General features: G+C 61.1%; 12 protein-coding genes. 6 read left to right on the forward strand and 6 right to left on the reverse strand.

Annotation, left to right across the window (positions count from 1 at the left end):
• Position 1: 1 nt before the first annotated feature.
• Positions 2–1,978 (reverse strand): AMP-dependent synthetase/ligase, encoded by a 1,977-nt coding sequence (locus ACYVIT_RS00965; protein WP_415808177.1) that lies wholly within the window; start codon positions 1,976–1,978, stop codon positions 2–4.
• Between the two features lie 174 nt (positions 1,979–2,152).
• Between ACYVIT_RS00965 and ACYVIT_RS00970 the strand changes: the two genes are divergently transcribed.
• On the forward strand, positions 2,153–2,854 hold the full coding sequence (locus tag ACYVIT_RS00970) for a Crp/Fnr family transcriptional regulator (RefSeq protein ID WP_415808153.1): 702 nt from the start codon (positions 2,153–2,155) through the stop codon (positions 2,852–2,854).
• A 128-nt stretch (positions 2,855–2,982) separates the two neighbouring features.
• Here ACYVIT_RS00970 and ACYVIT_RS00975 read toward each other — a convergent pair whose 3' ends face one another.
• Positions 2,983–3,618, reverse strand: a complete 636-nt coding sequence (locus tag ACYVIT_RS00975; RefSeq protein ID WP_415808152.1) for a LysE/ArgO family amino acid transporter — start codon at positions 3,616–3,618, stop codon at positions 2,983–2,985.
• A gap of 154 nt (positions 3,619–3,772) precedes the next feature.
• Between ACYVIT_RS00975 and ACYVIT_RS00980 the strand changes: the two genes are divergently transcribed.
• Both ACYVIT_RS00980 and ACYVIT_RS00985 read left to right on the forward strand, forming a co-directional pair.
• Positions 3,773–4,678, forward strand: a complete 906-nt coding sequence (locus ACYVIT_RS00980; protein ID WP_415808151.1) for a LysR family transcriptional regulator ArgP — start codon at positions 3,773–3,775, stop codon at positions 4,676–4,678.
• A 40-nt stretch (positions 4,679–4,718) separates the two neighbouring features.
• Entirely contained in the window at positions 4,719–5,213 is a 495-nt protein-coding gene (locus tag ACYVIT_RS00985; protein ID WP_415808150.1) for a copper chaperone PCu(A)C, read from the forward strand.
• 4 nt (positions 5,214–5,217) lie between these two features.
• On the opposite strand, the gene ACYVIT_RS00990 is transcribed toward ACYVIT_RS00985, so the two are convergent.
• Positions 5,218–5,928, reverse strand: coding sequence for a YggS family pyridoxal phosphate-dependent enzyme (locus ACYVIT_RS00990; RefSeq protein WP_415808149.1), 711 nt, complete (start codon positions 5,926–5,928; stop codon positions 5,218–5,220).
• Positions 5,929–6,243: 315 nt separating this feature from the next.
• On the opposite strand from ACYVIT_RS00990, the gene ACYVIT_RS00995 reads away from it, so the two are divergent.
• Complete coding sequence (locus ACYVIT_RS00995; protein WP_415808148.1) at positions 6,244–7,485, forward strand: aminotransferase-like domain-containing protein; 1,242 nt, start codon at positions 6,244–6,246, stop codon at positions 7,483–7,485.
• An 86-nt stretch (positions 7,486–7,571) separates the two neighbouring features.
• Here ACYVIT_RS00995 and ACYVIT_RS01000 read toward each other — a convergent pair whose 3' ends face one another.
• The 3 genes from ACYVIT_RS01000 to dprA all read right to left on the reverse strand — a co-directional run bounded on the left by ACYVIT_RS01000 (position 7,572) and on the right by dprA (position 10,389).
• A complete protein-coding gene (locus ACYVIT_RS01000) occupies positions 7,572–8,048 on the reverse strand; it encodes a hypothetical protein (protein WP_415808147.1) in 477 nt (158 codons plus the stop codon).
• Between the two features lie 10 nt (positions 8,049–8,058).
• Complete coding sequence (locus tag ACYVIT_RS01005; RefSeq protein ID WP_415808146.1) at positions 8,059–8,967, reverse strand: hydroxymethylglutaryl-CoA lyase; 909 nt, start codon at positions 8,965–8,967, stop codon at positions 8,059–8,061.
• A gap of 198 nt (positions 8,968–9,165) precedes the next feature.
• A complete protein-coding gene (dprA, locus tag ACYVIT_RS01010; RefSeq protein WP_415808145.1) occupies positions 9,166–10,389 on the reverse strand; it encodes a DNA-processing protein DprA in 1,224 nt (407 codons plus the stop codon).
• 211 nt (positions 10,390–10,600) lie between these two features.
• Here dprA and def point away from each other — a divergent pair, with 211 nt between their 5' ends.
• Entirely contained in the window at positions 10,601–11,113 is a 513-nt protein-coding gene (gene def, locus ACYVIT_RS01015) for a peptide deformylase (protein ID WP_094824211.1), read from the forward strand.
• A 149-nt stretch (positions 11,114–11,262) separates the two neighbouring features.
• Positions 11,263–12,207 (forward strand): methionyl-tRNA formyltransferase, encoded by a 945-nt coding sequence (fmt, locus tag ACYVIT_RS01020; RefSeq protein WP_415808144.1) that lies wholly within the window; start codon positions 11,263–11,265, stop codon positions 12,205–12,207.
• The last annotated feature ends 21 nt before the right edge of the window (positions 12,208–12,228 follow it).

The following is a 12,228-nucleotide window of genomic DNA, read 5'->3' on the forward strand; positions in this document are numbered from 1 at the left end:
TTTAGGCGGCCCGGGCAGTAATGGCGGGAAAGGTCTTGACCGGACGGATCTTGATATCCGCCGCAATCTTGCCGATACGGCCGTCTTCGAATTTGACTTCGGTCTCGATGTATTGCGTGTCTGAGCCTGCGAACAAGGCATCGACCAGCACACCGTATTTCTGCGCAATGAAGGCGCGTCGTACTTTGCGGGTGCGTGTCAGCTCGTCGTCATCGGGATCGAGTTCTTTATGCAGAATGAGAAAACGCGAAATCTGCGAGGCGGCGAGCTTGGGGTCCAGCGCGAGATCGGCATTGATTTGTTCGATGCATTCTTCCACCAGCCGGTACACCTCGTCTTTGCCCGCCAGGTCGGTGTAACCCGCATAAGGCAGACCGCGTCGCTCGGCCCAGTTGCCTACGGCCTCGAGGTCGATATTCACAAAAGCGCAGACGTGATCCCGGTCGGCGCCAAAGGCCACGGCTTCTTTGATGTGAGGAAAGAACTTGAGCTTGTTTTCCAGGTACTTGGGCGCAAACAGGCTGCCGTCAGCGAGTTTGCCTACATCTTTGGCGCGATCGATGATCTTCAATTGGCCGTCGGTATCCAGATAGCCCGCGTCCCCGGTGTGGAACCACCCGTCGGCATCGCGTGCCTCTTCGGTGGCTTGAGGGTTGCGGTAATACTCTTTGAACAGGCCCGGGCTCTTGACGAGAATCTCGCCGTTATCGGCAACACGGATCTCCACGCCGCTGACGGGCGGGCCAACGGTATCGTCACGGACCTGGCCGTCGGGTTGCACGCAGACAAACACCGACGTTTCGGTCGAGCCATAAAGCTGTTTGAGGTTGATGCCGATGGACCGATAGAACACAAACAGATCAGGACCGATGGCTTCGCCGGCGGTATACGCCACACGCACGCGGCTCATCCCCAGCGCATTGCGCAACGGACCGTAGATCAAGATGTTGCCCAAGGTATAGCGCAGCCGATCCCACAGGCCAACCTGCTCGCCATCCAGAATACGCACACCCACCCGCCGGGCCAATTTCATGCAAGCCTGAAACACGCTGCGTTTAATGCGGCCCGCGTCTTCCATGCGGATCATCACGTGCGTGAGCAGGCCCTCCAGCACGCGAGGCGGCGCGAAATAATAGGTCGGCCCGATATCGCGCATGTCGATCGATACCGTTTCTGGAGACTCGGGATGGTTTACCGTAAAGCCGCTGACGAGCAGCTGCGTATACGAGAACATGTTCTGCCCGATCCAGGCGGGAGGCAGATAAGCCAGCACGTCTTCTTTATCGGTGAGCTTTTCCATTTCGGCAACGGCGCGGGCGCGATCGATCAACGCATGGTGCGTCAACACAACGCCTTTGGGCTTGCCTGTCGTGCCCGAGGTGTAAAACATGGCTGCGGCATCATGCGGCCGCACGGTGGCCACGGATGCTTCGAAAAACCCTGGATGCTGTTCTGCGTGTTTTTGGCCGGTCGCGATCAGTTGGTCATATGAACGCAACATAGGATCGGCGTAATGGCGCAGTCCTCGCGGATCGTCATAGATGACATGTGCCAGGTCGGGACACTGATCGCGCACCTCGAGCATCTTGTCGACTTGTTCTTGATCCTCGACCACGGCAACGGTGATGCTGGCGTCTTGCAGGACATAGACCATTTCCTGTGCGACGGCGTCTTGATAGAGCGGCACGGGAATGGCGCCTAAAGCCTGCGTGGCCATCATGGCGATATACAGGCGTGGCCGGTTCTCGCCAATGACGGCGACGTGCATCCCGGGTGTTATCCCTAATGCTGCCAAACCGTGCGCTGTCTGGCGCACGTCGCGCGCGACGTCGCTCCAGGTCAGGGTCTGCCAAATGCCCAGGTCTTTTTCGCGTATGGCGGGCCGCGACCCGCGTACGCTGGCATGCTGCAAGAGCAGGCCGGGAAAGGTGCTGGGTGCGGCCGACGTGTTGCCGTCGACGGCAGGCTGTGCATGCACCACGTTGTCTCCTCCGGTTTGGGGGCCACTGGTCCGATGCTCACACTGGCGGTATGAACATCGGGGTGGCACTTGACCAGTTCATTTTCGATGTACGGCAACAGTAAGGTATAAGCTTGCTTAGTCGCCAACTGTCATGATCACGACATTCCAAGAATATTTAGGGTATTCCCGATGCAATTAACCGATTCTCTGCATCTCGCAGCAGCCTGGTTCCGAGTCTTGACCGACGAGCAAAAATCGCGCGTCGAGCGGGATATCGTGGTGCAGCCTGTGCAAGCAGGAACGATCATAGAGCGCAAAGGAGAGCTTGCCCAGGCGTGGATCGGGGTGTTGGCGGGATTGATCAAAGTCTCGGTGGGCAACGCCGAGGGCAAAGTCGCCTCGTTGACCGGGGTGCCTGCCGGCGGCTGGATCGGCGAGGGCTCGCTGCTCAAGCGCGAAGTGCGCAAGTACGACGTGGTGGCGTTACGCGATTCGGTGGTGGCACGTATGCCGGCGGCGACGTTTGAGTGGTTGCTGGATACCAGTATCCCGTTCAATCGCTATTTGCTGCACCAATTGAACGAACGCGTGGCGCAGTTCATCGGCAAGGCGGAATATGACCGGTTGCTCGATCCCGACGCTCGGGTCGCGCGCTGCCTGGCGGAATTGTTCAACCCCTTGCTATATCCCGGGATGGGGATGCGATTGACCATCACTCAAGAGGAAGTCGGCTATCTGGCCCGTGTCTCGCGTCAACGCGCCAATCAGGCCCTGGGCAAACTCGAGGAAGCTGGTCTGCTGCGCGTGGAGTATGGCGCGGTGCGCGTGTTGGACCTGAACGGATTGAAACGCTATGGCGCCGACGCGGTGAGCGGGCAGCGCGACGAGTGAGTGCGGCGGGGCAACGCTACAGACCGATGGCGAGGCGGCCGGTGGCGTCAGCGTCACGTCAGCAACGACAGTCGCGTAATCGCGGGGGATGAAGCACCGCGCCGTCCGTCAGTTGGCAGGATGATTGCTCAGGCCAGGCCATTCCACGCCAGGCGCATTGCCAAACCAGCCATGATGACGGCGATCACGCCATCCAATATGCGCCACGCTTTAGGGTTGGCGAAATAGGGCGCAAACAGGCGCGATCCGACGCCCAGCACGATCAACCACAGGACGCTGGCCGTGACGGCGCCTGCGGCAAAGGCCAGCCGTGCATCGTTAAATCCGTGTGCCAATGAGCCGATCACCATGATGTCCAGCCAGAAATGCGGATTCAGCAAGGTGAAGCCCGCAGCCGCCAGCAGGGCTGCGGAACGCGAGGGGACGGCATGCTGCGCGGCAGTCAGGCCGCCTTGCGCCCGAATGGCGCGTTGGGCGGATTGAAAGGCATACCAAGCCAGAAAGGCAACGCCAAACCACAGGATGGCGTGCGTCAACCAGGGGAACCAATTCACCGCGGTCTGCAATCCCCACACGCTGGCAAATATGCAGATGCCGTCCAGTAGGGCGCAAATTGCCAGGATGCTGAGCAAATGCGCGCGCATCAATCCCTGCCGCAGAATAAAGGCGCTTTGCGCGCCGACGACGGCAAATAGTCCCAGTCCGGTGGCGGTGCCACTGGCCCAGGCGGTAAACAGGGCGGGGGAGGAGGCGAACGTAAACATCTTTGCGAGCTTCTACAAAACAGCGCCGCAGCAATTGCCGCGGCCAGGAGCGTATTTTGGCTTGCACAAGATATGAAATAAAGCTAATTTTGTTTAAGTTGATTAAGTTTTTCTAAACCAATAAGAATGGCAGCACTTGCCGGAGCAAGGACGGATGAAAATTGATCACGGCAATCTGCGCGCCCTGGCTGCTGTGGTGCGTGAAGGGAGTTTCGAGCGGGCGGCCGCCGCACTGAATGTGACGCCCTCGGCGGTGTCACAGCGCATCAAGTCGCTGGAGGCGCGCATGGGGCGTTTGCTGGTGCAGCGTACGGTGCCTGTCGTGGCTACGCCCGACGGGCAGGTGCTGGTGCAATTGGCCGATCAGACGGCCTTGCTGGAGCATGATGCACTGGATCGTCTGGGCCTGGAGGACGACGCCGTGACACAGGCCAGTCTGACGGTGGCTGTGAACCATGACAGCCTGGAAACCTGGTTTATGGATGCGGCGCGGCGCTTTGCGGCCCGCAGCCGCGCCACCCTGGATCTGCAATCTGAAGACCAGGATCACACGGCGGCGTTATTGCGCAATGGTTCGGTGTTGGGCGCCGTGACCGCGTTGGCGGATCCGGTGCAAGGGTGCCGTCTCCACGCGTTGGGCAGCATGCGTTATGTCGCGACGTGTACGCCCGCATTTCATGCGCAGTATTTTTCCGCAGGCGTGAACGCGCGGACCCTGGCGCTTGCGCCGGTATTGGTGTTCAACCGCAAAGATGCATTGCAGGCGCGCTTTGCGCGCAAAGTCATGGGCGATGAGCCGTGGCAGCCGCCTGTGTGGTGGCTGCCTTCATCCCGCGCTTTCGTACAGGCGACGCGCGACGGTCTGGGTTGGACGATGAACCCGTTGCCGTTGATTCAGGAAGAGCTCGACACAGGTGCTTTAGTCCCATTACGTGCCCGTGCTACCGAGGATGTCCCCTTGTATTGGCAGCACTGGCGGGTAAACTCACAAGCCATGGAGGCCTTGACCGATGCGGTCCTGGCCGCTGCCGCAGGCGGAGGTCTGGTCCGGCGGCGTTAACTCGTCAGCGCTTAGGCTGACTGTCACGGAGATGTTTTGCATGAAATTCCGTCAATGGGCGCTGGTCGCCCTCTTGGGGCTGTCTGCTGCCACGTCGGCCTGGGCGCACGATTACAAGGTCGGACAGATTGAGATCGATGATCCGTGGGTGCGCGCTTCGGCGCCTGGCCAAACCAATGGCGCGGGTTATCTGGACATTGATAACGACGCCAAGACGGCGGATCGTCTGGTGTCAGTGAGTTCGGATGCAGCCGAGCGAGTTGAATTGCATACCGTGCAAGCCGAAAAGGGTGTGGCTCGCATGCGTCATCTGCCCGAGGGCATCGAGGTGCCTGCCGAAGGTGAAGTCAAACTGGCACCTGGCGGCTATCACGTGATGTTCATGAATTTAAAACAGCCGTTTGTGGCAGGTGGCGAGGTCCCGGCTACGCTGAAGTTCGAGAAAGCGGGCGAGGTGGCGGTGAAGTTCGAGATCAAGCACATCGGGCATCAGCCGGATGCGGGCCATGCGCATACGGAACACATGAAGCATTGATCTCTCAGGGGTAGTGCCGAGCGCCAAAAATTGCGCTGCCGATTCGGACTTCGGTGGCGCCTTCTTCGATGGCGATTTCGAAATCGCCGCTCATCCCCATGGACAGCCTGTCGAGTTCGACGCCCTCGATGGCCGCGTCTTTCAGGCGGTCGCGCAGCTCGCGCAGCGCACGAAAACAGCTGCGTACGGCCTGCGTGTCGTCAGACTGCACTGCCAGGGTCATCAGTCCTTTTACATGTAATGCCGGGCATTCCCGCACGACGGTCCGCAGGAAATCTGCCGCGTCCTCGGGGGGAAGGCCATGTTTGCTGGGCTCAGTCGACGTTTTGATCTGAACCAGCACGTCGATTTCGCGGCCTTCGGTCTGTAGTCGGCGCTGTAGCGCGTGAGCCAGTTCCAGGCGGTCCAGGGATTGGACTTCCGAGGCGTCGCGCGCTGCGTCTTTGGCTTTGTTGGTCTGCAAGTGGCCGATCATGACCCATTGCATGGGCAGATCTGCCAGTGCGTCAATCTTCTGGCGGATTTCCTGCGTTTTGTTTTCGCCGAAACGCGTAAAACCCAGGGCTGCTGCCTCGCGGACGGCGTCAGGGCCGAAAGTCTTGCTGACTGGCAAGAGGGCGACGCTGCCGGCTGGCCGGCCCACGCGGACGCAAGCGGCGTCGATGCGGGCGCGCAGTTGGGCCACGCGGGTCGACATCGAGTCATCGGTACTCATAATGGATGAATGCTGGGTAAAAGCATCATGATAATCGCGCCGGTGTTTTTATTGGCCATGTCCAATGGGCGAGGACACACGCGTGTCCAGGGCAGATTGCGGTCTGCTTGCGTAGAGGCGCGTGCGTGAAGACAGCGTGCGCATCGGCAACGCATTCTCTGCTGGCTGTCTACTGCAGCCGTTGACCGCCCCCGGGGGCAGGCATAGAATTCTTCGTCATTTACTTATTTCGTTGGGCGCTGAGCAGTCTGGTGCGGCCCGGCGCCACGCTGACGCTCGATTCAGCGCTTACTTTTTACCGGCTTCGCCCTCCTCATGTCGCTCGCAGCACCCCGCTACGCTTTCGCCGCGCCGTTCGAAACACCTCCCGCTTCGCCCATTCGTTCCTTGATGCCGTATGCCATGAAACCGGGCAATATTTCCGTTGCGGGCGGCTATCCCGCGCAGGAATTGTTCGACGTGGATGGTCTGACTGCGGCCTCGAATCAGGTCGTGGCGCGTTTAGGGGCGTGCCTGCAGTATTCCAATATCGATGGGCAGGCCAGCTTGCGCACGGAGCTGGCGCGCCTGACGGCCGAGCGGGGCTTGGTTTGTGATCCAGACACCGAGCTGGCCGTCACCGGCGGGTCGCAGCAGGCATTGGCGCTGGTCAGCCGTGTCATGCTGCAGCCCGGCGATCATGCCATTATCGAGAGTCCCGCGTTTCCGAACTCCGTCCAGGCTTTGCGTTATACCGGCGCCACTGTCCACACGGTGCCCTCTGGGCCAGATGGTGTCGACGTTGATGCGCTGGACGAGATGGCGGGCCGTATCAAGCCCAAAATAGTCTGTGTCGTCGCGTCGTTCTCGAACCCCTGCGGCGCTACGATCAGCCGGCAACGGCGTCTGCGTCTGCTCGAGCTAGCGGTCAAGCATCAGTTTCTGATCGTCGAGGACGATCCCTATGGCGAGCTGCGCTTTGCTGGCGAAATGGTCCCGCCGATTGCTGCGCTGGCCGAGGGCGAGGCCCGTCATTGGGCGGTCTATATCTCGACCATGTCCAAGACCATGGCACCTGCTTTGCGCATAGGCTGGATCGTCGCCCCGGCTGAAGTCCGCCGTCGCTGCGTCGGCGCCAAAGCTGCCGACGACATGGCATCATCGGCCTGGATTCAGGAAGTCGTCGCTCAATACTTGGCTGACGGCCGCTACGCACAGCATGTCCCTCGCATCCAGGCCGCCTACGGCGCCCGTTGCGACGCCATGGCGCAGTCCCTGAACCAGTCGCTCGCCGGCCGTATCGTATTCAACAAGCCCGAGGGCGGCATGTTTTTCTGGGCCAGGCTCAACGGCGACATAGACGCGACGCGCCTGTTGCCCTATGCCATTGAACAGGGCGTGGTCTACGTCCCGGGCAAGGTCTTCTATGCAGATCCCGCGCAGGCCGACCTTTACGCCATGCGCATGTCGTTTGCCACCATGAACGAAAGCCAGATCGCCGAAGGCATGACACGTCTGGGCCGTGCGCTGGATGCCTGCGAGGCAAATGCGCCTGTGTCGATTTCCTTGGCGGCGTAACGCCACTGGCGGTCGATTATCTTTCCGTATCGATCGCCGCCATGCATCGCCCAATCAGCTGCGACGCCGGATTCTGCAAACCCGGCTCACCGCTTGCGCCGATATAACAACGATATCTTGGCAAATGCGATTTGCAGTTCCTTCGTTCCGCCCTGAAACACCACCGGCCGCCCGCGTTGAGTAAAAACGACCAAGCGCTTGGAGAACAGCAACGGAACGAATTTGGCAAAGTGGATATCCTGCCAGGCCACCTCGCGCCGAGTTATCCACGTTTGATGCAGACCCGCCTCGTTGATCGTCGTGACGGATTTCTGCATGTGCCATGACACCAGCACCAGCCCCAAAAAACACAGTATGACGATCCCGGCGACAACCGAATTGACCTGTTCGGGTGGCATGCGTATCGCCGACATGGCGATCTGTACGCCAATGATCGCCAGAATCACCCAGGCCAGAATGCGTACCCAATCTGGCCAAGCCTGACCTGACAGCGGTAGGGGACCGATATCGCGTAGCAGCGCTTCGTGCTCGCTGGCGGACGGAGAGACATCGAGAAGATTCATGGCGCTGTAATTACGCGGCTCGTTTGGCTGCAATGGCATTGCCGGCACGGCTGCCACTTTTGCGGTTCAGATTGGCCGACATCCACTGGCCGATATCGACGACCGCATCGAAATCCACGCCGGTCTCAATATCCAGGCCGCGCAACATGTACAACACGTCCTCAGTGGCGACGTTGCCCGTGGCGCCTTTGGCATAAGGGCAGCCGCCCAGTCCGGCGACCGACGTGTGGTAAATGCTGATACCCGTCTCCAGTGCAGCCAGAATATTGGCCAGCGCTTGCCCATACGTGTCGTGGAAATGCCCCGAAATCCGGGCGGGATCGACAACCTGGGTGACGGCAGCCATCACCTCGCGCACGCGCTGTGGGGTGCCCACGCCTATCGTGTCGGCCACATCGATTTCATCGCAGCCCAGTGCCAGATAGCGCCGAGCGACATCGACGACGGACTCGATCGGCACTTCGCCTTGATAGGGGCAGCCCAGCGCGCAACTGATGCTGCCGCGCAGCCGCAGGCCCGCGGCACGTGCGGCTTCGGCAACGGGCTCAAAGCGTGCGATCGATTCGGCGATGGAGCAGTTGATGTTCTTTTGCGAAAACGCCTCACTGGCTGCGCCGAAAATGACGACTTCGTCGGCCTTGGCGGCCAATGCGCCTTCCAGGCCTTTCATGTTCGGCGTCAGGACGGAATAGATGACGCCCGGCTTGCGCTGGATTCGCGCCATGACCTCGGCAGCGTCGGCCATCTGAGGCACCCATTTGGGCGAAACGAATGACGTGGCCTCGACATTGGGAAACCCGGCAGCGGTCAAACGATCAACCAGCTCTACCTTGATATCCGTGCTGATCAGTTCTTTTTCGTTTTGCAGACCATCGCGAGGAGAAACCTCGACGATTTTGACGCGTGAAGGCAAGCTCATTTCTTTTCCTGGGAAGGGCTGCGTACCGTGGGACGCATACCTGCGATTGATGCTGATGACTAAACGTATAGTAATCCTATGCTGCCGAACCGGATGCACGAAGAGCGGGGCTGACCATCCGGGCCGGCTGCCTGAGGCGCTGCAACGTCTATCGAACTGTCGCCTGGCGCCGGAGGTGCTCGCCGGGCACTGTGCCCTTTATTTGAGGCGCTGAAACTGTCCGCCGTCCAGCCGCGCGATATGGCCGGCCAATTCCAGTTCGAGCAATTGCGTGGTCAGTGTGGGGATGTCGAGGCCGGTGCGAGCCTGCAAGGCGTCCAGATGCAGGGGATCGTAGCCGAGCGCTTGTAACAGCGGGGATGTGGGTATATCGACGTCGGCCACGGCCTCCTGAGCGTCGGCAGCGGTTGCCGGCGACGCTGCGGGGCGGGCTGGCGACGGCGATGTATCGGATGATTTTCCGCTGGTTCTGGTGCGTGTGGGAGTCCGTGTGCGGGACGTTGCGCGGGATGCGGCTGGCTGTTCGCCGCCGAGCTCATCGGTGATGTCCTGAGCCGTTTCCACGAGCTTCGCCCCTTGCCGGATCAGAGCATGGCAGCCGCGTGACAAGGGGGAATGGATCGAGCCGGGAATGGCGAACACTTCGCGGCCGCTTTCCCCCGCCAGGCGTGCCGTGATGAGCGAGCCGCTCTGGCGTGCGGCCTCGACGACCAGCACGCCGCGCGCCAAGCCTGCCACCAGGCGGTTGCGCAGGGGGAAATGGTGAGGCAGCGCGCCCATGCCCAGCGGCAATTCCGATACCAGGGCGCCATGCTCGGCAATGCGATGCGCCAGTTCGCGGTGCCCGGCGGGATAGACACGATCGATGCCGGTTCCCATGATGGCCACGGTGCCTGCGCCATCAGGCCCTGCCAGCAGCGCGCCTTCGTGCGCTGCCGCATCGATCCCCTGCGCCAGGCCGCTGACGACGCACCAGCCGTGGCTGGCCAGGTGCCGGGCAAAGGCCCTGGCGTTTTCGCATCCGCCGGGCGTGGCGCTGCGCGCACCTACCACTGCCAGCGCCGGTTGAGTCAGGCGTGCCGGATCGCCATTGACATACAGCACGACCGGCGGGTCGGCGATGGTGAGCAGGCTTTGCGGATAGACGGGATCCGCCAGTGTCAGGATGTGATGGTTCGGCTGCGCCGCCCATTCCAGCGTCCGGTCAATCTGGGCTTGAATCTCGGCTGGCGTGTCGGCCGCCAACTGGATCGCCAGTTGTTGTGGCACGTAACGGGCCAGGGCCGGTGCGCTCAGCGCATAGATTTGTTCGGGCAATCCCAGTGCCGAAAGCAGGGGATAGCGCATCGACGGCGTCAAGCCGGGTTCCAGTGACAGGCGTAGCCAGGCAGAGAGTTCGGTGGCGGAATGGGCGAGCGGCATGGTTCGTGAAAGGCCGTCAGTGGATGGCGGGGCCCTAGTGTCGCATGGGCCGAGCCAGTCCCTGGCGGCCCAAGGGACGAAAAAGACTCGGCAAAACCTGGGCGTCGAGTTTTTTCATAGTGCTATTAGTCGAAAACTATTAGAAATCATATGTCTAATGAATTATTATTAACGAATCGCTGACTAATCAGCCCAATTACCCCTGTTTGCCATGGCTTTACTTCCTATTCTTCATTACCCCGACCCGCGCCTGCACAAAAAGGCCAAGCCGGTTGCGGTGGTGGACGACCGCATCCGGAAGTTAGTACGTGATATGGCCGACACCATGTACGACGCGCCTGGTGTGGGGCTGGCGGCGACGCAGGTGGACGTGCACGAACGGGTCGTTGTCATCGACGTCTCCGAAGAAGGTAATCACCTGCGCGTGTTGATCAATCCCGAGATCACCTGGAAAAGCGACGAACGCCAGACCTACGAAGAAGGCTGTCTGTCCGTGCCCGGCATATATGACGAGGTCGAACGCGCTGCGCGTATCCGCTATCGGGCGCTGGATATCGATGGCAATGCCTACGAGGCCGAGGCCGATGGGCTGTTGGCGGTGTGTGTCCAGCACGAGCTGGACCATCTGGACGGCAAGGTGTTTGTGGAATACCTGTCCAACCTGAAACAGACCCGCATCAAGACCAAGCTGAAAAAAGCCGAGCGCGAAGCGCTGCGCGCCTGAAGCTCGTTCGAGACGGTTCTCACACTGGCGCGATGGCGGGCATTCCGGTTGCTTGCTGGGATTGTCTCGGGCTGCGTGATGAATATGCGATCATCGCAGCATTTGCTGACTCTTGTCCGACGCGCAATGGCGCGTTCTCCTGATCTCTTATGCGCCTGGTTTTTGCTGGAACTCCCGAATTTGCCCGCGTCGCGCTCGACGCTTTGTTGGCCGCCGGGCACGAAATCCCGCTGGTGCTGACGCAGCCGGACCGGCCCGCCGGCCGTGGGCTGAAGCTCACACCCAGTCCGGTCAAGCAGGCCGCGTTGACTGCGGGGATCCCTGTCGCGCAGCCGCGCAGCTTGCGTCTGGACGGCCGCTATCCTGACGAGGCGGCGCAAGCCCGCGCGCAACTGGAGCACGCCGCGCCCGAGGTCATGGTGGTGGCGGCCTATGGCTTGATTTTGCCGGCTTGGACGCTGCAGCTGCCCGCGCGCGGGTGCCTGAACATCCATGCCAGCTTGCTGCCGCGGTGGCGCGGCGCGGCGCCGATTCAACGCGCCATCGAGGCTGGCGATGCGGAAACGGGCATCACCATCATGCAGATGGACGAGGGCCTGGACACGGGCGACATGCTGCTCGAACGCCGCGTGCCGATCGGTGATACCGACAGCGCTGCACAATTGCATGACGCCTTGGCTGCCGCCGGTGGCGAGGCCATCGTGCAAGCGCTGCAATTGCTGCAAGCCGGAAGCTTGCAGGCGCAAGCGCAGCCGGCCGATGGCGTGACCTACGCTGCGAAGCTCGACAAGGCCGAGGCCGCGCTGGATTGCACGCAAGCTGCAGCGTTGTTGGCGCGGCGGGTTCGCGCGTTCAATCCTGTACCAGGTGCGACGGTACGGCTGCCGGGCCTGGAGGCGCCGGTCAAGGTATGGCGGGCAGAGGCATTGGATACGGTCGTCACCCATGCGCCAGGCACGCTATTGCAGGCCACGGAGGCAGGAATAGACATTGCGACGGGCGATGGTGTTCTGCGGTTGCTGGAGTTGCAGAAAGCCGGCGGAAAACGTCAGCCCGTGGATGTGTTTGTGCGGGGATGGCAGCCCGCAGCCTGAGCCGCTGCGAGCCTCGTGAGG

The organism is Bordetella muralis, from assembly GCF_054781015.1.

What these genes read in the sequence shown, in the direction of transcription:
- ACYVIT_RS00970 (WP_415808153.1), top strand. Translation starts at nt 2,153, where the DNA reads ATGCAATTAACCGATTCTCTGCATCTCGCAGCAGCCTGGTTCCGAGTC.
- ACYVIT_RS00975 (WP_415808152.1), bottom strand. Translation starts at nt 3,618, where the DNA reads ATGTTTACGTTCGCCTCCTCCCCCGCCCTGTTTACCGCCTGGGCCAGT.
- ACYVIT_RS00980 (WP_415808151.1), top strand. Translation starts at nt 3,773, where the DNA reads ATGAAAATTGATCACGGCAATCTGCGCGCCCTGGCTGCTGTGGTGCGT.
- ACYVIT_RS00985 (WP_415808150.1), top strand. Translation starts at nt 4,719, where the DNA reads ATGAAATTCCGTCAATGGGCGCTGGTCGCCCTCTTGGGGCTGTCTGCT.
- ACYVIT_RS00990 (WP_415808149.1), bottom strand. Translation starts at nt 5,928, where the DNA reads ATGAGTACCGATGACTCGATGTCGACCCGCGTGGCCCAACTGCGCGCC.
- ACYVIT_RS00995 (WP_415808148.1), top strand. Translation starts at nt 6,244, where the DNA reads ATGTCGCTCGCAGCACCCCGCTACGCTTTCGCCGCGCCGTTCGAAACA.
- ACYVIT_RS01000 (WP_415808147.1), bottom strand. Translation starts at nt 8,048, where the DNA reads ATGAATCTTCTCGATGTCTCTCCGTCCGCCAGCGAGCACGAAGCGCTG.
- ACYVIT_RS01005 (WP_415808146.1), bottom strand. Translation starts at nt 8,967, where the DNA reads ATGAGCTTGCCTTCACGCGTCAAAATCGTCGAGGTTTCTCCTCGCGAT.
- dprA (WP_415808145.1), bottom strand. Translation starts at nt 10,389, where the DNA reads ATGCCGCTCGCCCATTCCGCCACCGAACTCTCTGCCTGGCTACGCCTG.
- def (WP_094824211.1), top strand. Translation starts at nt 10,601, where the DNA reads ATGGCTTTACTTCCTATTCTTCATTACCCCGACCCGCGCCTGCACAAA.
- fmt (WP_415808144.1), top strand. Translation starts at nt 11,263, where the DNA reads ATGCGCCTGGTTTTTGCTGGAACTCCCGAATTTGCCCGCGTCGCGCTC.